The 22558-nt window shown below is 70.2% G+C and carries 19 protein-coding genes and 3 tRNA genes; all 22 read right to left on the bottom strand.

Annotation, left to right across the window (positions count from 1 at the left end):
* Positions 1-168 precede the first annotated feature (168 nt).
* The 22 genes from tuf to O7633_RS15040 all read right to left on the bottom strand — a co-directional run bounded on the left by tuf (position 169) and on the right by O7633_RS15040 (position 22547).
* A complete protein-coding gene (tuf, locus tag O7633_RS14935) occupies positions 169-1362 on the bottom strand; it encodes an elongation factor Tu (RefSeq protein ID WP_043965499.1) in 1194 nt (397 codons plus the stop codon).
* 223 nt (positions 1363-1585) lie between these two features.
* The gene (gene fusA, locus O7633_RS14940; protein ID WP_278129415.1) at positions 1586-3682 is read right to left on the bottom strand and encodes an elongation factor G; all 2097 of its coding nucleotides are present in this window, start codon (positions 3680-3682) and stop codon (positions 1586-1588) included.
* Positions 3683-3757: 75 nt separating this feature from the next.
* On the bottom strand, positions 3758-4228 hold the full coding sequence (gene rpsG, locus O7633_RS14945; protein WP_013735957.1) for a 30S ribosomal protein S7: 471 nt from the start codon (positions 4226-4228) through the stop codon (positions 3758-3760).
* A 1-nt stretch (position 4229) separates the two neighbouring features.
* Complete coding sequence (rpsL, locus tag O7633_RS14950; protein ID WP_014440718.1) at positions 4230-4604, bottom strand: 30S ribosomal protein S12; 375 nt, start codon at positions 4602-4604, stop codon at positions 4230-4232.
* Positions 4605-5226: 622 nt separating this feature from the next.
* Positions 5227-5595, bottom strand: coding sequence for a hypothetical protein (locus O7633_RS14955; protein ID WP_074472517.1), 369 nt, complete (start codon positions 5593-5595; stop codon positions 5227-5229).
* Between the two features lie 1001 nt (positions 5596-6596).
* A complete protein-coding gene (locus O7633_RS14960) occupies positions 6597-6965 on the bottom strand; it encodes a hypothetical protein (RefSeq protein ID WP_074472837.1) in 369 nt (122 codons plus the stop codon).
* A 164-nt stretch (positions 6966-7129) separates the two neighbouring features.
* Positions 7130-11017, bottom strand: a complete 3888-nt coding sequence (locus O7633_RS14965; RefSeq protein WP_178066444.1) for a DNA-directed RNA polymerase subunit beta' — start codon at positions 11015-11017, stop codon at positions 7130-7132.
* 121 nt (positions 11018-11138) lie between these two features.
* Positions 11139-14570 (bottom strand): DNA-directed RNA polymerase subunit beta, encoded by a 3432-nt coding sequence (locus tag O7633_RS14970; RefSeq protein ID WP_282328216.1) that lies wholly within the window; start codon positions 14568-14570, stop codon positions 11139-11141.
* Between the two features lie 579 nt (positions 14571-15149).
* Complete coding sequence (gene rplL, locus O7633_RS14975) at positions 15150-15539, bottom strand: 50S ribosomal protein L7/L12 (RefSeq protein ID WP_074472514.1); 390 nt, start codon at positions 15537-15539, stop codon at positions 15150-15152.
* A gap of 54 nt (positions 15540-15593) precedes the next feature.
* Positions 15594-16142 (bottom strand): 50S ribosomal protein L10, encoded by a 549-nt coding sequence (rplJ, locus tag O7633_RS14980; protein WP_074472513.1) that lies wholly within the window; start codon positions 16140-16142, stop codon positions 15594-15596.
* Positions 16143-16473: 331 nt separating this feature from the next.
* A complete protein-coding gene (locus tag O7633_RS14985; protein WP_282328217.1) occupies positions 16474-17163 on the bottom strand; it encodes a hypothetical protein in 690 nt (229 codons plus the stop codon).
* On the bottom strand, positions 17160-18044 hold the full coding sequence (locus O7633_RS14990) for an ATP-binding cassette domain-containing protein (RefSeq protein WP_282328218.1): 885 nt from the start codon (positions 18042-18044) through the stop codon (positions 17160-17162). The genes O7633_RS14985 and O7633_RS14990 overlap by 4 nt, the downstream gene beginning before the upstream one ends.
* A gap of 78 nt (positions 18045-18122) precedes the next feature.
* Complete coding sequence (gene rplA, locus O7633_RS14995; RefSeq protein WP_282328219.1) at positions 18123-18836, bottom strand: 50S ribosomal protein L1; 714 nt, start codon at positions 18834-18836, stop codon at positions 18123-18125.
* A gap of 85 nt (positions 18837-18921) precedes the next feature.
* Complete coding sequence (gene rplK / locus O7633_RS15000; protein ID WP_074472510.1) at positions 18922-19353, bottom strand: 50S ribosomal protein L11; 432 nt, start codon at positions 19351-19353, stop codon at positions 18922-18924.
* Positions 19354-19546: 193 nt separating this feature from the next.
* Positions 19547-20269 (bottom strand): transcription termination/antitermination protein NusG, encoded by a 723-nt coding sequence (nusG, locus tag O7633_RS15005; protein WP_074472509.1) that lies wholly within the window; start codon positions 20267-20269, stop codon positions 19547-19549.
* Between the two features lie 38 nt (positions 20270-20307).
* Positions 20308-20703: a preprotein translocase subunit SecE gene (secE, locus tag O7633_RS15010; protein WP_074472508.1), complete on the bottom strand. Its 396-nt coding sequence runs from the start codon at positions 20701-20703 to the stop codon at positions 20308-20310.
* 209 nt (positions 20704-20912) lie between these two features.
* Positions 20913-20985, bottom strand: a tRNA-Trp gene (locus O7633_RS15015).
* 127 nt (positions 20986-21112) lie between these two features.
* Positions 21113-21505 carry a MaoC/PaaZ C-terminal domain-containing protein gene (locus O7633_RS15020; RefSeq protein WP_282328220.1) on the bottom strand — a complete coding sequence of 131 codons (393 nt, stop codon included), beginning with the start codon at positions 21503-21505 and terminating at the stop codon, positions 21113-21115.
* Between the two features lies 1 nt (position 21506).
* Positions 21507-21953: a MaoC family dehydratase N-terminal domain-containing protein gene (locus tag O7633_RS15025; RefSeq protein WP_043965472.1), complete on the bottom strand. Its 447-nt coding sequence runs from the start codon at positions 21951-21953 to the stop codon at positions 21507-21509.
* 122 nt (positions 21954-22075) lie between these two features.
* Positions 22076-22243, bottom strand: coding sequence for a 50S ribosomal protein L33 (rpmG, locus tag O7633_RS15030; RefSeq protein WP_013288652.1), 168 nt, complete (start codon positions 22241-22243; stop codon positions 22076-22078).
* 133 nt (positions 22244-22376) lie between these two features.
* Positions 22377-22449: transfer RNA gene (locus O7633_RS15035), tRNA-Met, on the bottom strand.
* A 25-nt stretch (positions 22450-22474) separates the two neighbouring features.
* A tRNA-Thr gene (locus O7633_RS15040) sits at positions 22475-22547 on the bottom strand.
* Positions 22548-22558: the final 11 nt, after the last annotated feature.

Below are 22558 nucleotides of genomic sequence, written 5' to 3' on the forward strand. Positions count from 1 at the left end.
CGCCGTGCGAGGGTGGTTGGCCGCCCAGTGGCAGGCCAACCACCCTACGCGCGACTGTTCAACGACCCGGAGGTCCAACGGATGCCGGACACGGGCGAGGAACTGCCGTTACGCAACCTGACTAGTATGCCGCACGACCGGCGGCCACGCTAATCGGGGTTACCCAGTTCACTTGACGATCTTGGTGACCCGACCCGCGCCGACCGTACGGCCACCCTCCCGGATCGCGAACTTGAGGTTTTCCTCCATCGCGATGGGCTGGATGAGCTTGACGCTCATCGTGGTGTTGTCGCCCGGCATGACCATCTCGGTGCCCTCGGGCAGCGTGACGACGCCGGTGACGTCCGTGGTGCGGAAGTAGAACTGCGGGCGGTAGTTCTGGAAGAACGGGGTGTGCCGGCCGCCCTCCTCCTTGGAGAGGATGTAGACCGTCGCCTCGAACTCCGTGTGCGGGGTCGTGGTGCCCGGCTTGATGACGACCATGCCGCGCTCGACGTCCTCGCGCTTGGTGCCACGCAGCAGGAGACCGACGTTCTCACCCGCGCGCGCGTCGTCCAGGGTCTTCCGGAACATCTCGATCGCGGTGACCTTGGTCTTGAAGCCCTTCTCGCGGATGCCGACGACCTCGACGTCCTCGTTCGGGAGCAGCACGCCACGCTCGACACGACCGGTGACGACGGTGCCACGACCGGTGATCGTGAAGACGTCCTCGACGGGCATGAGGAACGGCTTCTCGGTCTCGCGCTCCGGCTGCGGGATCGCGGTGTCGACCGCGTTCATCAGCTCGAGCAGCTTCTCGGTCCACACCGGGTCGCCCTCGAGCGCCTTCAGCGCGGAGACCTGCACGACCGGCAGGTCGTCGCCCGGGTACTCCTGCGAGGAGAGCAGCTCGCGGACCTCGAGCTCGACGAGCTCCAGGAGCTCGGCGTCGTCGACCATGTCGCTCTTGTTGAGCGCCACGACGATGTACGGCACACCGACCTGACGGGCCAGCAGCACGTGCTCGCGGGTCTGCGGCATCGGGCCGTCGGTCGCCGCCACCACCAGGATCGCGCCGTCCATCTGCGCGGCACCGGTGATCATGTTCTTGATGTAGTCGGCGTGCCCGGGGCAGTCGACGTGCGCGTAGTGCCGCGCCTCGGTCTGGTACTCGACGTGCGCGATGGAGATCGTGATGCCGCGGGCCTTCTCCTCCGGCGCCTTGTCGATCTCGTCGAACGGGGTGTACGGGTTCAGGTCCGGGAACTGGTCGTGCAGGACCTTGGTGATGGCCGCCGTCAGCGTCGTCTTACCGTGGTCGATGTGACCAATGGTGCCGATGTTGACGTGCGGCTTAGTCCGCTCGAACTTCGCCTTCGCCACTGGTGTCCTCCTGTGGACTTCTTGGTTCTTCTCGCCCCGGCACGCCAGGTAGGCGCTTAGGACTCTGTCGACAGCCTTTCCGGCCTTGCGGCCGGAGAGCTTTTGTGGGTTCTGCGGCGATGAAGCCTACAGGCCCGGTCTCACACAACCCGACCGAGGTGGCCGCGGGCGGGAGCACCCTCCCGCGACCAGCCCTGGTTCATCGGATCAGCTCAGGCGAGCGTCACTCACCAGTCGCCTTGGCGATGATCTCCTTGGCCACCGAGGCCGGAATCTCGGCGTAGGAGTCGAACTGCATGCTGTAGCTAGCCCGGCCCTGGGTCTTCGACCGCAGGTCGCCGACGTAGCCGAACATCTCCGACAGCGGCACCAGCGCCCTCACGATGCGGGTGCCGCTGCGCTCCTCCATCGCCTGGATGATGCCACGGCGGGAGTTGAGGTCGCCGATGACGTCACCCATGTTCTCCTCGGGAGTGGTGACCTCGACGGACATCACCGGCTCCAGCAGCGCCGGGTCGGCCTTGCGGGCCGCCTCCTTCAGCGCCATCGAGCCAGCGATCTTGAACGCCATCTCGGACGAGTCGACCTCGTGGTACTGGCCGTCCACCAGCGTCAGCTTGACACCCACCAGCGGGAAGCCGGCGAGAATGCCGTACTGCATGGCGTCCTGGGCGCCGGCGTCCACCGACGGGATGAACTCCCGGGGGATGCGGCCACCGGTGACGGCGTTCGCGAACTCGTAGGTCGGCGCGTCGTTGTCCAGCGGCAGCGGCTCCAGGCTGATGATGACCCGGGCGTACTGGCCGGAACCACCGGTCTGCTTCTTGTGGGTGAACTCGACCTTCTCCACCTTGCGGCGGATGGTCTCGCGGTACGCCACCTGCGGCTTGCCGATGTTCGCCTCGACGTTGAACTCGCGGCGCATCCGGTCGACCAGGATGTCCAGGTGCAGCTCGCCCATGCCGGAGATGACCGTCTGGCCGGTCTCGTCGTCCAGCTTGACGCGGAAGGTCGGGTCCTCCTCGGCCAGCCGCTGGATGGCGGTGCTGAGCTTCTCCTGGTCGGCCTTGGTCTTCGGCTCGATGGCGACCTCGATGACCGGCTCCGGGAAGGTCATCGACTCCAGGATGACCGGGTTCGCCGGGTCGCACAGCGTGTCACCGGTGGTGGTCTGCTTCAGACCCTGCACCGCGATGATGTCGCCAGCCTGGGCCGAGCCGCGCTCTTCCCGCTTGTTGGCGTGCATCTGGTAGATCTTGCCGATCCGCTCCTTGCGGTCCTTGGTGGAGTTGACCACCTGGGACCCGGACTCGACCACGCCGGAGTAGACCCGGACGTAGGTGAGCTTGCCGAGGTGCTTGTCGGTCTGGATCTTGAAGGCGAGACCGGAGAACGGCTCCTTCTTCGACGGCTTCCGCTGCAGCGGCGTCTCGCCGTCGGTGGCGGTGCCCTCGATGGCCGGGATGTCCAGCGGCGACGGCAGGAAGTCGACCACGGCGTCGAGCATGGGCTGCACGCCCTTGTTCTTGAACGCCGAGCCGCACAGCACCGGGTTGGCCTTGCTGGCGATCGTGGCCCGCCGGATGGCGGCCTTGATCTCCTCGACGGAGATCTCCTCGCCCTCCAGGTACTTCTCCATCACCGCGTCGTCGACGTCGGCCAGGGTCTCCATCAGCTTCTCGCGCCACTCCGCAGCGGAGTCGGCGAGGTCGGCCGGGATCTCCTCGATCGCGTAGTCCTCACCCTTCTGGGTCTCCCCGCGCCAGGTGAGGGCACGCATGCCGATCAGGTCGACGACGCCGATGTGGTCGCCCTCGAGACCGATCGGGATCTGGAGCACCAGCGGGGTGGCGTTCAGCCGGTCGATCATCATCTGGACGCAACGGAAGAAGTCCGCGCCGGTCCGGTCGAGCTTGTTGACGAAGCACATCCGCGGGACGTTGTACTTGTCCGCCTGACGCCAGACGTTCTCCGTCTGCGGCTCCACACCGGCGACGCCGTCGTAGACCGCGACCGCACCGTCCAGCACCCGCAGCGACCGCTCGACCTCGACCGTGAAGTCGACGTGACCGGGCGTGTCGATGATCTGGATCGTGTGGCCCTTCCACTCACACTTGGTGGCAGCGGAGGTGATGGTGATACCACGCTCCTGCTCCTGCTCCATCCAGTCCATGACGGCAGCGCCCTCGTGGACCTCACCGATCTTGTACGTGATACCGGTGTAGAAGAGGATCCGCTCGGTGGTAGTGGTCTTACCGGCATCGATGTGCGCCATGATGCCGATGTTGCGTACGTTGGCGAGCGCGTCTGCGGCGGCCACTTCAATCCCTACTTATCGTCGTCTCGACACAACTGGTGGTGGTTCCGGCGCCCGCGGGCGCCGGAACCAGATGTGTTACCAGCGGTAGTGCGCGAAGGCCTTGTTCGACTCGGCCATCTTGTGCGTGTCCTCGCGCCGCTTGACGGCGGCGCCGAGGCCGTTGCTCGCGTCCAGCAGCTCGTTCATCAGCCGCTCGACCATGGTCTTCTCGCGCCGGGCGCGGGAGTAGGTGACCAGCCAGCGCAGGCCCAGGGTGGTCGCCCGGGCCGGGCGGACCTCGACCGGGACCTGGTAGGTGGCGCCACCGACACGGCGGCTGCGCACCTCGAGGGTCGGCTTGACGTTGTCCATCGCCCGCTTCAGGGTGACGACCGGGTCGGTGCCGGACTTCTCGCGGCAGCCCTCCAGGGCCGCGTACACGATGCGCTCGGCGAGCTGGCGCTTGCCGCGCAGCAGGATCTTGTTCACCAGCTGGGTGACCAACGGCGAGTTGTACACCGGGTCAGCGACCAGCGGCTTCCGCGGAGCAGGTCCCTTACGCGGCATCTCAGCTCTTCTCCTTCTTCGCGCCGTAACGGCTGCGCGCCTGCTTGCGGTTGCGGACACCCTGGGTGTCCAGCGAGCCGCGGACGATCTTGTAACGCACGCCGGGGAGGTCCTTCACCCGGCCGCCGCGGACGAGCACGATGGAGTGCTCCTGCAGGTTGTGACCCACGCCCGGGATGTAGGCGGTCACCTCGATCTGGCTGCTGAGCTTGACACGAGCGACCTTGCGCAGCGCCGAGTTCGGCTTCTTCGGGGTGGTGGTGTACACGCGGGTGCACACGCCGCGCCGCTGAGGGGAACCCTTCAGCGCCGGGGTCTTGGTCTTGCTCGTCTTCGCCTGGCGGCCCTTTCGGACCAGCTGCTGGATCGTGGGCACCGGGTTTCTCCGCTCCCTTCGGCCGCCTTCCGGCGACCGCGCCGTCTGCTCGTAGCCATCCCTCGTGGAAAGGCTCTCCTACATTCCGGCCAGGCCCACCTTGCGGAGGTCCCGGCACCCGCGGTCGGGCGTGTCGCCCGACTCACGGTCCCGGCGCAGTCGCTCGCGCGCGCGCCGGCTTTCTGTCACCGGCACACGGTCACCGCGCGCCGGGTCTTCTTGGCTCTGTCGTGCTGCCGCGCGATCACCGGGCATCCGGTTCCAACGCACGCACGAGTTGCCCGGGCGAGCCCGGGCACAAGGGGAAAGAGTACCTATCACAGCCGCACAGGTCAAAACGGAGAGGTCCCGGAGATCGGCGTCACCGCCCTGCCGGCCGAACCGTCGCGCCTGCCCACCCGCGATGGGCACCTACAGAAACAAGTGTAACGGCTACCCCGGCACCCGGCCCGTCGGCCCTGGGAACGCCTCCCGCCCCGCCCGCCACCTGCCCGGTTCAGGCCCGAGCCGCCCCCGGGCTGAGCCGCCATGTCGGCGACATGGCGGTATCCCGGCACCCACGACCCCACCATGTCGCCGACATGGAGTCGATCAAGCCGGGCCACACCCGGAGGGCGGAGGCTCAGGCCAGGGCGAGCAGCAGGGCCAGGCCGAGACCCAGGAGGCTGAGCACCATACCCACCGCGCCGCAGCTGATCCCGGCCACCGCCAGGCCACCGCCGGTGAAGCGCACCGCGGGCGGGGGTGCCGGACGCCGGATCTGCCGCCGGCCGAGCAGGCCGGCCACCACCGCCGCCGTGCCCGCGAGCAGTCCCAGGACCGTGAACACGCCGGCGGCCCAGGCCCCCTGGCTGCCCGCGGTCGCCCCGAGACAGATCACCAGGAACGACACGAGGGTGGAGGCGATGCCCGCCACCAGGGACCCGATCGCGAGCCCGGACGTCACCGGGGGCACGTCGAGGTGCACCACGCCGAACGGGGTGCCCGGCACCGGGTCGACCCGCTTGGGCGGCCGGGCCGCCTCCTTCGGCGGCGGGGGCACCGCCCCCCAGCCGGTGCCCGGCCCGCCCCAGGCGCCGCCCGGCGCCTGGCCCGGGTATCCCCCCGGCGCGCTCCCCGCCTGGGCGGCAACGGGATGTCCCGCCCAGGGGGCGGAACCCGGCTGCGGCCAGGCCGGCGGCTGTGGGGCTGGGCCAGGCTGCACAGCGGTAGCCGGCTGCGTGGCAGGAGCCGACTGCGTGGCAGGGCCCGGCTGCACGGGAGAGAACGGCTGCCCGAAGGAGGCGGGCGGCGCCGAGGCACCCGGCTGCGCAGGCGAAGCAGCTTGCACAGGCGAAGCAGCTTGCACAGGAGGACCAGCCTGAGCAGGGGAAGCCGGCCGCGCAGAGGAGTCAGGCTGCGCCGCCGAAGGACCCGGCGGCACGGCGGAGGCCGGCGGTGCCCCGGAACTCGACCGCGCGACGTCGCCGGCTCCCAGACCGGGGCCGGGGCCGAAGGGGCCGGACTGCGGCGACGAGCCGCCCGCCCGGCCAGGATCGAGCTGCGGCGGAGCGCCGGCCGCCCGGCCAGGATCGAGCTGCGGTGGGGAGCCGGCCGCCCCACCGGGACCGAACTGCGGCGGAGCGCCGGCCGACGGGCCGGGACCGGGCCCGGGGAACGGATCGGGCTGCGGGAACTCGCCGGCGGAAGGCCCGGTGCTCCCGATCGGCGGGGAGACCGAGGAGGCGTCGGTGGCGGGCACGCCCGGTGCCTGCGGATCGGCGTCGGCGGGGGGCCGGGCCCACGGGGACTCCTCCGGCGCTGCCGGCGACCCCGCCGGATCCGGGAGCGCGGCGGATCCCTCCGCCGACTCGCCCGAGGGCCGCGCCGGTTCCGTCACGAGGGCCTCCTGTCACCGGTCGTCGCCCGTCGCCGCGCGACGGACACCGGCCAGGCTACCGCCGCCCGGCCAGCCCCGTGGTCGCGCGTCGACGTCTCCCCCGCGCGGGGCGGTCAGTCCACGTTCGGGGCGTAGTCGTGGCCGAACGGCGTGCCGGCCGACCGGACCAGGCCGATCACCAGGGCCGCCACCACGACCGCCGCGACCAGGACCAGCCCGGCCCAGGCCAGGCGCTCCCCGCGCCGCAACCAGGCCGCGCCGGTGAGGAAGCCCCCCGAGGCGTACGCCTCGCGGCGGGCCTGCCGGGCGAGCACGAGAGCGAGCGTGGCCGGCACCACACCGCCGACGAACAGCCCGGTCAGCGCGCCCATCAGGCCGAGCGCGAAGACCGCCCGCGCCTTGCTGGAGCGCACCGGGTCGGGGTCGAGCGGATGGCGTGCCCCGTGCGGGGCGACGGGCACCTGCCCGGGTGCGATCGTCATGCCCTCCATCATGCCCGTCCCCCGCGTCGACTCCAGTCGACCCCGGACAGATGGCGGTATCCCGAGCCTGCGTCCCCGCCAGGTCGGCGACATGGCGGGCGCACGGCCCCACGCGACGAGGCCCCCGGCGGTGCGCCGGGGGCCTCGTCGTCAGTGCGTGATCCTTAGCGGTACGACCCGAAGTCGAAGTCGTCCAGCGGCACAGCCTGCCCGCTGGCCGGCCCGAAGCCGTAGTCGGTCTCCGGGTATCCGGTCATCGAGTAGACCTTGGCCTTGGCCTCCTCGGTCGGCTCGACCCGGACGTTGCGGTACTTGCTGATGCCCGTACCGGCCGGGATGAGCTTACCGATGATCACGTTCTCCTTGAGGCCGATCAGCGAGTCGCTGCGGGCGTGGATCGCCGCGTCCGTCAGCACCCGGGTGGTCTCCTGGAAGGAGGCCGCCGACAGCCAGGAGTCCGTGGCCAGCGAGGCCTTGGTGATACCCATCAGCACGGGGCGACCGGCGGCGGGCTCGCCGCCCTCGCCGACGAGCCGGCGGTTCTCCGACTCGAACAGCGCCCGGTCGACCAGCACGCCCGGCAGGAACTCGGTCGAGCCGGAGTCGATGACCGTCACCCGCTTGAGCATCTGGCGGATGATGATCTCGATGTGCTTGTCGTGGATGAGCACACCCTGCGAGCGGTAGACCTCCTGGACCTCCTGGGTCAGGTGGACCTGGACCGCGCGCGGGCCGAGGATGCGCAGCAGCTCGTGCGGGTCGATGGTGCCCTCGGTGAGCTTCTCGCCGACCTCGACGTGGTCGCCGTCGTGGGCCCGCAGCCGGACCCGCTTGGAGATCTTGTCGTAGACGATCTCGTCGGAGCCGTCGTCCGGCACCACGATGATCTTCCGCGACCGCTCGCCGTCCTCGATCCGGATCCGGCCCGGGGTGTCGGCGATGGGCGCCTTGCCCTTCGGGACGCGGGCCTCGAAGATCTCCTGCACCCGGGGCAGACCCTGGGTGATGTCCTCACCCGCGACACCACCGGTGTGGAACGTACGCATCGTCAGCTGCGTACCGGGCTCACCGATCGACTGGGCGGCGATGATGCCGACCGCCTCGCCGACGTCCACGGTCTTGCCGGTCGGCAGCGAGCGGCCGTAGCACGCACCGCAGACGCCCAGCTTCGACTCGCAGGTGAGCACGCTGCGCACCCGCACCGTCTCCGTCCCGGCGGCGACGATCGCGTCGACCAGGATGGAGTTGATGTCCTGGCCCCGGTGGGCGACGACGGTGCCGTCCGGGCCCTTGATGTCGTCGGCCAGGGTCCGGGCGTGGACGCTGGTCTCGGCGTGCTCGTGGACGTACAGCTTGCCGTCGCGCCGCTCGCCGATCTGCATCGGGATGGCCCGGTCGGTGCCGCAGTCCTCCTCGCGGATGATGACGTCCTGCGAGACGTCCACCAGACGACGGGTCAGGTAACCCGAGTCGGCGGTCCGCAGCGCGGTGTCGGCGAGACCCTTACGGGCACCGTGCGTGGAGATGAAGTATTCCAGCACGGAGAGACCCTCGCGGTACGACGCCTTGATGGGTCGCGGGATGATCTCGCCCTTGGGGTTGGCCACCAGACCACGGATCGCGGCGATCTGGCGGAGCTGGAGCAGGTTACCGCGGGCACCCGAGTTGATCATCTTCCACAGCGGGTTCTCCTGCGGCAGCGCGGTGTCCATCTCCTTGGCGACCTCGTTGGTCGCCTTGGTCCAGATCTCGATGAGCTCGCCGCGACGCTCCTCGGCGGTCATCAGACCACGCTGGTACTGCTTGTCGATCCGGTCGGCTTCCTTCTCGTACCGCTCCAGGATCTCCCGCTTGCGCGGCGGAGCGATGACGTCCTCCATGCCGATCGTCACGCCGGACCAGGTGGCCCAGTGGAAACCGGCCTCCTTGAGCCCGTCGAGGGTCGCGGCGAGGGCGACCTTCGGGAAGCGCTCGGCGAGGTCGTTGACGATCGCGGAGAGCTGACCCTTGCGGATCTCGTAGTTCACGAAGCGGTAGCCCTGCGGCAGCGTCTCGTTGAACAGCACCCGGCCCAGGGTGGTCTCGACGGTGAGCGGCTCACCCTCGACCCAGCCCTCCGGCGCGACCCACGGCTGCGCGCCGGCGCCGTTGTCGACCCCGACCAGCCCGCGCAGCCGGATCCGCACCGGCGCCTGCAGGTGCAGCTCGCCGGCGTCGAACGCCATCCGCGCCTCGGCGTCCGAGCTGAACGCCCGGCCCTCGCCCTTCTCACCGGCGGTGAGGTGGGTGAGGTGGTAGAGGCCGATGACCATGTCCTGGGTGGGCATGGTGACCGGCTTGCCGTCGGCCGGCTTGAGGATGTTGTTCGACGACAGCATCAGGATCCGCGCCTCGGCCTGCGCCTCGGCGGACAGCGGCACGTGCACCGCCATCTGGTCGCCGTCGAAGTCGGCGTTGAACGCGGTGCAGACCAGCGGGTGGATCTGGATGGCCTTGCCCTCGACCAGCTGCGGCTCGAAGGCCTGGATGCCCAGGCGGTGCAGGGTCGGCGCGCGGTTGAGCAGCACCGGGTGCTCGCCGATGACCTCTTCCAGCACGTCCCACACGACCGGGCGCTGCCGCTCGACCATCCGCTTGGCGGACTTGATGTTCTGCGCGTGGTTGAGGTCGACCAGCCGCTTCATCACGAAGGGCTTGAACAGCTCCAGCGCCATCTGCTTGGGCAGGCCGCACTGGTGCAGCTTCAGCTTCGGGCCGACCACGATGACCGAACGGCCGGAGTAGTCGACGCGCTTGCCGAGCAGGTTCTGCCGGAACCGGCCCTGCTTGCCCTTGAGCATGTCGGACAGCGACTTGAGCGGGCGGTTGCCCGGGCCGGTGACCGGCCGGCCGCGGCGGCCGTTGTCGAACAGCGCGTCGACGGCCTCCTGGAGCATCCGCTTCTCGTTGTTGACGATGATCTCGGGCGCGCCGAGGTCGATCAGCCGCTTGAGGCGGTTGTTCCGGTTGATCACGCGGCGGTACAGGTCGTTCAGGTCGGAGGTCGCGAAGCGGCCACCGTCGAGCTGCACCATCGGGCGCAGGTCCGGCGGGATGACCGGGACGCAGTCCAGCACCATGCCGAGCGGCGAGTTGCGGGTGTTCAGGAACGCCGCGACGACCTTGAGTCGCTTGAGCGCCCGGATCTTCCGCTGGCCCTTGCCGGAGCGGATGGTCTCGCGCAGGCTCTCGGCCTCGGCGTCGAGGTCCATGTTCTGGACCAGCGCCTTGATCGCCTCGGCGCCCATGCCGCCGGTGAAGTACTCGCCGAACCGGTCGCGCAGCTCCCGGTAGAGCAGCTCGTCGGTGACGAGCTGCTTCGGCTCCAGCTTGCGGAAGGTGTCGAGCACCTCGTCCAGGCGGTCGATCTCGCGCTGGGCCCGGTCGCGGATCTGGCGCATCTCGCGCTCTCCGCCCTCCTTGACCTTGCGCCGGACGTCCGCCTTCGCGCCCTCGGCCTCCAGCTCGGCCAGGTCGGCCTCCAGCTTGGCGGCCCGCTTCTCGATCTCCGAGTCGCGGCTGTTCTCCGACTGCCGCTTCTCGGCGAGGATCTCGTTCTCGATGGTCGAGAGGTCACGGTGACGCGACTCGGCGTCCACGCTCGTCACGACGTACGAGGCGAAGTAGATGATCTTTTCGAGGTCCTTCGGGGCGAGGTCCAGCAGGTAGCCCAGCCGGCTCGGCACGCCCTTGAAGTACCAGATGTGGGTCACCGGAGCGGCCAGCTCGATGTGCCCCATCCGCTCACGGCGGACCTTGGAGCGGGTCACCTCGACGCCGCAACGCTCGCAGATGATGCCCTTGAAGCGGACCCGCTTGTACTTACCGCAGTAGCACTCCCAGTCCCGCTGCGGACCGAAGATCTTCTCGCAGAAGAGCCCGTCCTTTTCCGGCTTGAGGGTGCGGTAGTTGATCGTCTCGGGCTTCTTGACCTCGCCGTGCGACCACTGACGGATGTCGTCGGCGGTGGCGAGACCGATGCGCAGCTCGTCGAAGAAGTTGACGTCGAGCACTATGTCCCCTATGTCGTCGTCTTTACAGCTAGATCACGGGCGGGGTTGGGGGCCGGCCGCCCCGCGGAGGGATCAAGCCTGACCGCCCGGAGCGGGGCGGCCGGCCCCCAACCCACACCACTTACACCTCTTCGACCGAGCTCGGCTCGCGCCGGGACAGGTCGATGCCCAGCTCCTCCGCGGCCCGGAACACCTCGTCGTCGGTCTCGCGCATCTCCAGGGCCACGCCGTCGCTGGAGAGCACCTCGACGTTCAGGCACAGCGACTGGAGCTCCTTGAGCAACACCTTGAACGACTCCGGAATGCCCGGCTCCGGGATGTTCTCGCCCTTGACGATCGCCTCGTAGACCTTGACCCGGCCCAGGACGTCGTCGGACTTGATGGTCAGCAGCTCCTGCAGGGCGTACGCGGCGCCGTACGCCTGCATCGCCCAGCACTCCATCTCGCCGAAGCGCTGGCCACCGAACTGCGCCTTACCACCCAGCGGCTGCTGCGTGATCATCGAGTACGGACCGGTCGACCGGGCGTGGATCTTGTCGTCGACCAGGTGGTTGAGCTTCAGGATGTAGATGTAGCCGACCGCGATCGGGTCCGGCAGCGGCTCGCCGGAGCGACCGTCGAACAGCTGCGCCTTGCCGGAGGAACCGATCAGCTGCTTGCCGTCCCGGTTGGGCAGGGTCGACGCGAGCAGACCGGAGATCTCCTCCTCGCGGGCGCCGTCGAAGACCGGCGTGGCCACGTTGGTGTCCGGCTCGGACTCGTGCGCCTCGATGGAGCGCAGCTGGCGCTTCCACTCGGCGTCGTCACCGTCGACGCTCCACCCCGTCTTGGCCACCCAGCCGAGGTGCGTCTCCAGCACCTGGCCGATGTTCATCCGAGACGGCACACCCAGCGGGTTGAGCACGATGTCGACCGGGGTGCCGTCCTCCAGGAACGGCATGTCCTCGATCGGCAGGATCTTCGAGATGACGCCCTTGTTGCCGTGCCGGCCGGCGAGCTTGTCGCCGTCCTGGATCTTGCGCTTCTGGGCGACGTAGACCCGGACCAGCTCGTTGACGCCCGGGGGCAGCTCGTCGCCGTCCTCGCGGGAGAAGGTCCGCACCCCGATGACCGTGCCGGTCTCGCCGTGCGGCACCTTCAGCGAGGTGTCCCGGACCTCGCGCGCCTTCTCGCCGAAGATCGCGCGGAGCAGCCGCTCCTCCGGGGTCAGCTCGGTCTCGCCCTTGGGTGTGACCTTGCCGACCAGGATGTCGCCGGGGACGACCTCGGCGCCGATCCGGATGATGCCGCGCTCGTCGAGGTCGGCGAGCATCTCCTCGCTGACGTTCGGGATGTCCCGGGTGATCTCCTCCGGGCCGAGCTTGGTGTCCCGCGCGTCGACCTCGTGCTCCTCGATGTGGATCGAGGTGAGCACGTCCTGCTGCACGAGGCGCTGCGACAGGATGATCGCGTCCTCGTAGTTGTGGCCCTCCCAGCACATGAACGCGACCAGCAGGTTGCGCCCGAGCGCCATCTCGCCCTCGTCGGTGCAGGGACCGTCGGCGATGACCTGGCCGGCCTCGACGCGGTCGCCCTCGAAGACGACCGGCTTCTGGTTGACGCAGGAGCCGGCGTTGGAGCGGCGGAACTTGTGCAGCAGGTACGTCCGGCGGTGGCCGTCGTCCTGGTGGATGGTGATGTAGTCGGCGCAGAGGTCTTCGATGACACCGCCGACCTCGGCCACGACCACGTCACCGGCGTCGACGGCGGCACGGTATTCCATGCCGGTGCCGACCAGCGGCGACTCCGCCTTGACCAGCGGCACCGCCTGGCGCTGCATGTTCGCGCCCATCAGGGCCCGGTTGGCGTCGTCGTGCTCGAGGAACGGGATCATCGCGGTCGCGACCGAGGTCATCTGCCGCGGCGAGACGTCCATGTAGTCGACGGCGGCCGGGACCACGTCCTCGGTCTCGCCACCCTTACGGCGGCACAGGACCCGGTCCTCGGCGAACGTGCCGTCGGCCTTCAGCGGCGCGTTGGCCTGCGCCTTGACGAACCGGTCCTCCTCGTCCGCGGTCAGGTAGTCGATCTGGTCGGTGACCCGACCGTCGACGACCTTCCGGTACGGCGTCTCGATGAAGCCGAACGGGTTGACCCGGGCGAAGGTGGACAGGGCGCCGATCAGGCCGATGTTCGGGCCTTCGGGCGTCTCGATCGGGCACATCCGGCCGTAGTGGGACGGGTGCACGTCGCGGACCTCGAAGCCGGCCCGCTCCCGGGACAGACCACCCGGGCCGAGCGCGCTCAGCCGGCGCCGGTGGGTCAGGCCCGCCAGCGGGTTGGTCTGGTCCATGAACTGGGACAGCTGCGAGGTGCCGAAGAACTCCTTGATCGCCGCCACGACGGGACGGATGTTGATCAGGGTCTGCGGCGTGATCGCCTCGACGTCCTGGGTGGTCATCCGCTCGCGGACGACCCGCTCCATCCGGGACAGGCCGACGCGGACCTGGTTCTGGATCAGCTCGCCCACGGTGCGCAGGCGCCGGTTGCCGAAGTGGTCGATGTCGTCGGCCTCGTAGCCGTCCTCACCGGCGTGCAGCCGGCAGAGGTATTCCACGGTGGCGACGATGTCGTCCTCGGTGAGCGTGCCGGTGGTGATCGGCACGTCCAGCTCGAGCTTCTTGTTGAACTTGTACCGACCGACCTTGGCGACGTCGTACCGCTTCGGGTTGAAGAAGAGGTTGTCGAGCAGGGTCTGGGCGTTCTCACGGGTCGGCGGCTCGCCGGGGCGGAGCTTGCGGTAGATGTCGAGCAGCGCCTCGTCCTGGCCGGCGATGTGGTCCTTCTCGAGCGTCGTCATCAGCAGCTCGGACCAGCCGAACTTCTCGCGGATCCGCTCGGCCGACCAACCGATGGCCTTGAGCAGGACGGTGACGGCCTGCCGGCGCTTGCGGTCGATGCGGACGCCGACGGTGTCGCGCTTGTCGATGTCGAACTCGAGCCAGGCACCCCGGCTCGGGATGACCTTGACGCTGGAGAGGTCGCGGTCGGAGGTCTTGTCCGGCTGCTTGTCGAAGTAGACGCCCGGGGACCGGACGAGCTGGCTGACCACGACGCGCTCGGTGCCGTTGATGATGAAGGTGCCCTTGGGCGTCATCATCGGGAAGTCACCCATGAACACCGTCTGGCTCTTGATCTCGCCGGTGGTGTTGTTGGTGAACTCCGCCGTCACGAACAGCGGGGCGCAGTAGGTCAGGTCCTTCTCCTTGCACTCCTCGATCGAGGCCTTGACCTCGTCGAAGCGCGGCGCCGAGAAGGAGAGCGACATGGTGCCGGAAAAGTCCTCAATGGGACTGATCTCGTCGAGGATTTCCGCGAGACCCGAGCGTGCGTGCGGGTCGTCCGCCGACCGGCCCTGCCAAGCCTCGTTGCCGACGAGCCAGTCGAAGGACTCGTTCTGGATGGCGAGGAGGTTGGGGACCTCGAGGTGTTCGGTGATCCTGCCGAATGAAACTCGGCGGGGTGCGAAAGCGCTCGACGTACGACTGGTCTTCGCAGGGCGGGAAGCTGCCAAGATGCGTCCTTCCGAGGACCGGTGCTGCAGAACGGCTGGTACGCGTGCACTCCAATGACCCCACCAGAAATACCCGTAATCGGACATTTCTGCGCAGGGGTCAAGTCGGAAGGCAGCGCAAACTAGCAGTGTAGCCGAGAGGCTAACCGCTGTCCAGCCCAACCCGCAGGTCGCCGCGGAACGTGCCTCGGGGCCCCCGAAACGGGGCCTCACCGGGCCGCTCGGAACGCGGCATACCCACGGACCGCCCAGGTGCAGCGGGCGATGGTGCCGCCGCTGCCATTACCCGGATGGTGGCCGTCGCAAGCGCGGAAGGTCTTGCAGGTGTCAGCGTGCCTGGCAGCCGGGGGCCGCGTCAAGGGCCCGTCTCGTGCGCGACAGGTGTTTCCCACGCGTGGGCGACGGCCCCGAAGCGCCCCGCCGTCGGGCGTGGAGCGTCGCCGCCCTGCTCACGACGCTGTCAGGGAGTCACCACACGAACACGGCGGGCGGTGATCCGGATTCGGATCACCGCCCGCCGCGACGCGATGTGCCCTGGCTCACGTGGCGAGCCGGGCGCGCGCCTGAGTCCTACCTCAATTACTTGAGGGTGACCTTGGCGCCCTCGCCCTCGAGCTTGGCCTTGGCCTTGTCGGCGGTCTCCTTGTTGACCTTCTCCAGGATGGCCTTCGGCGCGGCCTCGACCGCGTCCTTGGCCTCCTTGAGGCCCAGGCCGGTCAGCTCGCGCACGACCTTGATGACCTGGATCTTCTTGCCACCGTCGGCCTCGAGGATGACGTCGAACTCGTCCTTCTCCTCCTCGGCCGGCGCGGCGGCGGCGCCACCGGCACCACCGGCGGCGGCGACCGCGACCGGGGCGGCCGCGGTGACCTCGAAGGTCTCCTCGAACTGCTTCACGAACTCGGAGAGCTCGATCAGCGTCATCTCCTTGAACGCGTCGAGCAGCTCGTCGGTGCTGAGCTTCGCCATGGCTGGCGTCCTTTCTAACGGTTGTCTAAGAACGTGGGTGCGCCGGACGCGGCCTCAGGCCGCCTCGGCGCCCTCCTGCTCGCGCTTCTTGTCCGCCAGGGCGGCCGCCGCGCGGGCGGCCTTGGAGAGCGGCGCCTGGAACAGGGCCGCGGCCTTGCTCAGGTTGCCCTTCATGGCGCCGGCCAGCTTGGCCAGCAGCACCTCGCGGGACTCCAGGTCGGCGAGCTTCGTGACCTCGGCCGCCGAGATGGCCTTGCCCTCGAAGACGCCGCCCTTGATGACGAGCTTCGGGTTGGCCTTCGCGAAGTCGCGAAGCCCCTTCGCCGCCTCGACGACGTCGCCCGAAACGAAAGTCAGCGCGGTAGGACCGGTGAACAGCTCGTCGAGGCCGGAGATGCCCGCGTCGGCCGCGGCACGCTTCGCCAGCGTGTTCTTCGCGACCGTGTAGGTGGTCTCCTTGCCGAGCGAGCGCCGCAGCTGGGTGAGCTGGGAAACCGTCAGACCACGGTACTCGGTCAGCACCGTAGCTCCCGCGTTGCGGAAGCTGTCGGTCATCTCAGCGACTGCCGTGGCCTTGTCGGCCCGGATCGGCTTGTCCGCCATGTCCCTCCTCTCTCGTTGCTCCAGGCTGATCCACCAGCAGGCCGGCAGGCCTCCCGGTACCGGAGGGCCACGACAACGAGAAAAGCCCCGGCGCAGGGCGCACGGGGCGAGGGCCGGCCGGTCGCACCGCAGTCGGCGGACCACGGGAACACAGCCGAGTTTCGCTTGCCGCCCTGCGCGGGTCGCCCGTCGGATCGGGACCTTCGACCGTGCCGGGGCACGGTGACCAGCGGTCTCTGGGTGGTACTTCGCCGCAAGGTTACGCGACACGCCCCGTGAGCACCAAATCGCCCCCGGGTGCGCCCCGTCACTCCCCCGCCGCCCGCGCCCCTCAGGCGCGGGCGCGCCGCCGCCAGGCGTACCCGGTGAGCGCCGCCGCGCTCCAGGCGACGGCCCACGCGGTGAACAGGGCCACCGCGGCGGGGGACGGGCCGGCGGCCGCGGCCCGGGCGACCGGCAGCACCGGGGGCGCGAGCCAGGGGGCCACCGAGTCCGACAGGCCGAGGACCAAGGAGCCGACCGCGCCGAGCGCCAGCACCGCCACGCCATAGCCGGCGCTGCCCGTCACCGCCCGGCTGGCCAGCGCGCCCAGCGCCACCGCGGCGGGCAGGGCGAGCAGGTGCGCCCAGACGCCGAGGGCCACCCCGGCGGCCACCGACGGGCCGCCCGGCTCCGCCTGGCCGGTCACTCCGCCCACCAGCCAGGGGAAGACCAGCGCGACGGCGACCGTGCCGAGCCCGGCCACCAGCGCCGCGAGCAGCCCGGCGGCCCGCTCCCGGGCGGCGCCGGCGAGCACCAGGGCCAGCCGGCGCTGGACGTCCGGCTCGACGTCGAGCAGGAGCTTGGTCTGCCACGCCAGCACGGGGAAGAGCACCACCGCCGACACGCCGTAGGCCTCCGCCGGCTGGGCCCGGCCGCCGCCGTAGAGGATGCCGAGGGCGAGCAGGCCGGCCAGCAGCGGGGCGACCGCCCGGCCGGTACGCAGGAAGCCCGCCAGCCGCAGCAGCACGAGCGCGGTCACCGGGGCACCTGCCCGCCCGCCCCGGCGGCGTCCACCGGCCCGGTCGCCGGGCCGGCCTCCCCCGCCTGCGGGGCGATCGGCGGGCCGCCCCCGGGAGCCGGGGCGGGCGGGGCGGCGGCGGGCACGGGGGCGTCGGGCGGGGCGGGGTCGGCGCGTACGCGAAGGACGTGGTGCCCGTCGGCGCGGAGCCGGGCCACGGCCCCCGCGGCCCGCGCGGCCGGGACCGCCACCTCGACCACGACGAGCGCCCCCGGCGATGTGTCGGCCGGAGCCTGCGCGGAGACCGTGCCGTCGGCGACCGTCCAGCGGGCCGCGCCCGGCAACCGGGCGGTCTCGCCCCGGTGGTCGCTGACCAGCACCGACCCGCCGGCCGCCAGCACCTCGTCGATCAGGGCCGGGACCAGGTCGCGGGCGGCGGCGTCGAGGCCCTCCCAGGGCTCGTCGAGGATGAGCAGGCCGGGCCGGCGCAGCATGGCCTGGGCCAGGCCGACCTTCTGGGCGGTGCCCTTGGACAGCTCGGGCAGCCGCACCCCGTGGAAGGGGCCCAGGCCCAGCCGCTCGGTCCACCGCCGCACGGCCGCGCCGGCCTCGGCCCCGCCCAGGCCGGCGACGCGGGCCATGCCGTCGAGGTAGCGGCCCACGGTGAACGGCTGGTCGGCGGGGAACCGCTCCGGCACCCAGCCGACGTGCCGGGGCCGGTCGACGACGCGGCCCCGGGCCGGCCGGAGCACCCCGGCCGCGAGCTGGAGCAGCGTGGACTTGCCGACGCCGTTGCGGCCGAGCACCACGGCGGCCTCGCCGGCGCCCAGCCGCAGGTCGACCTGCCGCAGCACCCACGGACCGCGCCGGTGGTAGCGGAGCCAGACATCCTCCCAGCGCATGCGGTGAGCCTGCCACACCGGACAGACGGACGGGGCCCCGCCACGAGTCGTGGCGGGGCCCCGGCGAGGCGGTGGTGCTCAGGCCTCGACGCCCTCCTGGAGGTTCTTGATCAGGTTGGGGTCGACCGGCACGCCCGGGCCCATCGTGGTGGTGAGGGTGACCTTCTTGAGGTACTTGCCCTTGGCCGCCGAGGGCTTGGCGCGCAGCACCTCGTCGAGGACCGCCGCGTAGTTGTCGATCAGCTGGGTCTCGGAGAACGAGGCCTTGCCGATGATCAGGTGGAGGTTGGAGTGCTTGTCCACCCGGAAGGTGATCTTGCCGCCCTTGATGTCCGAGACGGCCTTGGCGACGTCCATGGTCACCGTGCCGGTCTTCGGGTTCGGCATCAGGCCGCGCGGGCCCAGGATCCGCGCGATCCGGCCGATCTTGGCCATCTGGTCCGGCGTGGCGATCGCCGCGTCGAAGTCGAGCCAGCCGCCCTGGATCCGGGCGACGAGCTCGTCGGTGCCCACCTCGTCCGCACCCGCGGCGACGGCCTCCTCGGCCTTCGCGCCGGCGGCGAAGACGATCACGCGGGCGGTCTTGCCGGTGCCGTGCGGCAGGTTGACCACGCCGCGGACCATCTGGTCCGCCTTGCGGGGGTCGACGCCGAGGCGCATGGCGACCTCGACCGTGGCGTCGAACTTGGTGCTGGTGGTGTCCTTGGCGATCTTGACCGCCTCGGCCGGCGTGTAGAGCTTCGACCGGTCGATGACCTCGGCGGCCTTGCGGTAGGTCTTGCTGCGCTGCATCTCTGCTTACTCCTGTGGTCTATGGCGGGCCGCGGCGCTCCGCGTGCCCTCCCACGAACTGATCGGGTGAGGCGGTGGGGTGCGGTCAGTCGCCGACGGTCAGGCCCATCGACCGGGCGGTGCCGGCGATGATCTTCTCAGCCTGGTCGAGGTCGTTGGCGTTGAGGTCGACCATCTTCTTCTCGGCGATCTCCCGCAGCTGGGCGCGGGTGACGGAGCCGATCTTCTCCTTGTGCGGGTTGCCCGAGCCCTTCTGCACACCGGCGGCCTTGATCAGCAGCTGGGCGGCGGGCGGGGTCTTCAGCACGAAGGTGAAGCTGCGGTCCTCGTAGACGCTGATCTCGGCGGGGACGATGTCGCCCCGCTGGGCCTCGGTCTGCGCGTTGTAGGTCTTGCAGAACTCCATGATGTTGACGCCGTGCTGGCCGAGCGCGGGGCCGACCGGCGGCGCCGGGGTCGCCTGGCCCGCCTTCAGCTGAAGCGTGAACGTCTTGACGAGCTTCTTCTTCGGAGGCATGTCTCTTCCTGGGGCTTGGAACTGGGAAAGGTGCCGGCCGGGGCGCGCACGGTCAGCGCGATGCGACGGTCGACGTTCTAGGTTAGCGCAAGGCTCCGCCACCGGATGCGGCGAGGTCCGCCGGGGCCGGCACCGGGCACGGAAACGGCCTCGCCGGCGGCAGGCCGTTGCCCACCGCCGGCGAGACGGAACGTCAGATCTTGGTGACCTGGTTGAAGTTCAGCTCGACCGGCGTCTCCCGGCCGAAGATCGACACCAGCACCTTGAGCTTCTGCTGGTCGGCGTTGATCTCGCTGATCGTCGCCGGCAGCGACGCGAACGCGCCGTCGGTGACGGTCACCGAGTCGCCCACCTCGAAGTCGAGGACCTTGATCTCGGGCTTGGCCTTCTTCTGCTCGGTCTCGACCGCCGGGGCCAGCCACTTGAGGACCTCGTCGAGGCTCAGCGGCGCGGGCCGGTCGGCCCGGTCGGTCGCCCCCACGAAGCCGGTGACCCCCGGGGTGTTCCGCACGCAGGAGTAGGACTCGGCGGTCAGCTCCATCCGGACCAGGATGTAGCCCGGGAAGACCTTCGCCTGGATCTGGGACCGCTTGCCGTTCTTGACCTCGACCTCTTCCCGGGTCGGCACCTCGACCTGGTAGATGTAGTCCTCCATGTCGAGGGACGTGATCCGGGTCTCGAGGTTGGTCTTGACCTTGTTCTCGTAGCCGGCGTACGAGTGCACCACGTACCAGTCGCCCGGTGCGTAGCGCAGCTTCTGGCGCAGCTCCGCGACCGGGTCGTAGTCCTCGTCCGGGGCGGGCTCGGTGGTCGGAAAGTCCGGCTCGCTGGCGGCCTCGACCGACTCATCGTTGGCCGCCGTCGCCACCGCGGACTGCTCGTCCGTGGTCCCGGCGGTCTCGTCGTACTCAGGCACGCTCGCTCACTTCCGTAACTATCGGCTGGATCAGCCGGTCAGCTGGGGTTGCCGAAGACCCACAGCACGCCCTTCGCGAAGGCGTAGTCCAGGCCGGCCACGATCGTCAGCATCACGGCGACGAAGGTGACCACCACCGCGGTGTAGGTCAGCAGCTCCTTGCGGGTCGGCCAGATGACCTTACGCAGCTCGGCCACGACCTCGCGGAAGAACCGCGCGATGCGGGCGAACAGCCCGATCCGCTCGGTGTCCTTGCGGGTCTTCCTCTCGTCGGCCGACTCGGCCTTGGCCCGCGCCCGGGTGGCCGTGCCACCGCGGGAGACCGGCTCGTCCGCGTCGGTGGCGTCGTCGTCGGCGGCAACGTCGTCGGCGACCTCGTCGTTCAGACGGTCGTCGTCGCCGGCGTCCTCGCTGCGCCGCTTGTTCTCGGCCACTTCGCCCTCCGTCGCGGGAATCGGGTCGCACGCCGTGCGGCGTGCGCGGCGCTGGTCACGCCGGCCGGACCAACCGTCCCGCGACGGGCCGCGGCCGGCGGATCGACGGACGGCCCCGATGCCTCGGAACCACCCCGCCGATGCCACCACCACGGGCCGGACGCCGCCGGTTGGCGGCGCGACCCACGGGAACGGTCAGGCCTGAGGCGCAGGGGTGACAGGACTTGAACCTGCAGCCTGCGGTTTTGGAGACCGCTGCTCTGCCAATTGAGCTACACCCCTGTGCGGCAACGCTCGCCCGACCCGGCCATGACGCACCGGGCGGGGTCACTTGCCCCACGGCGGACCAGTGTACGGGTACCGACCCGACTTTCCCAACCGGTCTGCCCCCGCGCGTGGCGCGACCCCCTCAGCGGGGCGTGCGGATCACCGCCCGGGCCTGCGAGAGCACCTTCTCGCCCCGGCACGTCGCGGTGATGTCGAGCCTGGTCAGGCCCTCCCCCGCGCCCTCGCGGACCTTCGCGGACACCTCGATCTCGGTGCCGGCGTCGTCGTCGGGGACGACCACCGGACGGGCGAACCTGACCCCGTAGTCGACCACCGCGTCGGGCGCGCCGGCCCACTCGGCGACCGCCCGGCCGACCAGGGCCATGGTGAACATGCCGTGCGCGATGACCCCGGGCAGGCCGACCCCGGTGGCGACCCGGTCGCTCCAGTGGATCGGGTTGAAGTCGCCCGACGCGCCCGCGTAGCGGACCAGGTCGGCCCGGGTGACCCGGAAGGTCCGGGTGGACAGCTCCATGTCAGGCCTCCCCGCGTACGACGAGCTTGGACCAGACGGCGACCACCGGCTCGCCGGCGGCCGTGCTCACGTCGGTGCGGGTGGTCAGGAAGTCGTGCCCGCCCCGGCTGGTGATGTCCTCGATGGTGTTCACGCAGACCAGCTCGTCGCCGGCCACCACCGGCCGGGTGTAGGCGAACCGCTGGTCGCCGTGGACCACCCGGCTGTAGTCGACCCCGAGGGCCGGGTCGTCGACGATCTGCCGGGTGGCGGCCATCGTGATCACCACGGGGAAGGTCGGCGGGGCGACCACGTCCGGGTGCCCGAGCGCGCGGGCTGCCTCCGGGTCGTGGTGCGCCGGGTCGGCGGCGCCGATCGCCGTGGCGAACTCGCGGATCTTTTCACGGCCCACCTGGTAGGGGGCGGTCGGCGGATAGGTCCGGCCGACGTAGGACGGGTCCAGGGACATGCCCGAGAACCTACACGGGAAGCACGAAAGCCGACCCGGGGGCGGACGGTCGGCCGGGTGGCCGTGTCTCGCCCCGGATCGGCGATCGGGGTGTCGTGCTGGCCGGCGGGTGCCGGCGACGGTCAGCGGGTCTCGCGGTGGACCGTGTGCTTGCCGTCCCGGGGGCAGAACTTCTTCAGCTCGATGCGGTCCGGGTCGTTGCGGCGGTTCTTGCGCGTGATGTAGTTGCGCTCCTTGCACTCCACACACGCCAAAGTGATCTTCGGCCGGACATCGGTAGCCTTCGCCACGGCGGAGTGCCTTCCTCGCTAACGGACAACAACTACAGCGCCTCAGCCTACGCGCTGGCGACGCGGACATGCAAAGTGGGCGCCTATGGCGCCCATCCCACCGACCACCGGAAGCTGGCCCGGAGGACGAGAGTAGCGGTGGCCGGACTTGAACCGGCGACACAGCGATTATGAGCCGCTTGCTCTGCCATCTGAGCTACACCGCCGTGGCGGGTCCAGCCGGACCCTTTGAGCCCCCTTACGGAATCGAACCGTAGACCTTCTCCTTACCATGGAGACGCTCTGCCGACTGAGCTAAGGGGGCCTGCGCGATCA

Source organism: Micromonospora sp. WMMD712 (assembly GCF_029581295.1).
Classification (GTDB): Bacteria; Actinomycetota; Actinomycetes; order Mycobacteriales; family Micromonosporaceae; genus Micromonospora; species Micromonospora carbonacea.

Excerpts from the sequence above, each read along its gene's own strand:
- rplA (WP_282328219.1), bottom strand. The coding sequence starts at position 18,836 with ATGCAGCGCAGCAAGACCTACCGCAAGGCCGCCGAGGTCATCGACCGG.
- rplJ (WP_074472513.1), bottom strand. The coding sequence starts at position 16,142 with ATGGCGGACAAGCCGATCCGGGCCGACAAGGCCACGGCAGTCGCTGAG.
- O7633_RS14990 (WP_282328218.1), bottom strand. The coding sequence starts at position 18,044 with ATGCGCTGGGAGGATGTCTGGCTCCGCTACCACCGGCGCGGTCCGTGG.
- O7633_RS14960 (WP_074472837.1), bottom strand. The coding sequence starts at position 6,965 with ATGACGATCGCACCCGGGCAGGTGCCCGTCGCCCCGCACGGGGCACGC.
- rplL (WP_074472514.1), bottom strand. The coding sequence starts at position 15,539 with ATGGCGAAGCTCAGCACCGACGAGCTGCTCGACGCGTTCAAGGAGATG.
- rpsG (WP_013735957.1), bottom strand. The coding sequence starts at position 4,228 with ATGCCGCGTAAGGGACCTGCTCCGCGGAAGCCGCTGGTCGCTGACCCG.
- rplK (WP_074472510.1), bottom strand. The coding sequence starts at position 19,353 with ATGCCTCCGAAGAAGAAGCTCGTCAAGACGTTCACGCTTCAGCTGAAG.
- O7633_RS15020 (WP_282328220.1), bottom strand. The coding sequence starts at position 21,505 with ATGGAGCTGTCCACCCGGACCTTCCGGGTCACCCGGGCCGACCTGGTC.
- O7633_RS15025 (WP_043965472.1), bottom strand. The coding sequence starts at position 21,953 with ATGTCCCTGGACCCGTCCTACGTCGGCCGGACCTATCCGCCGACCGCC.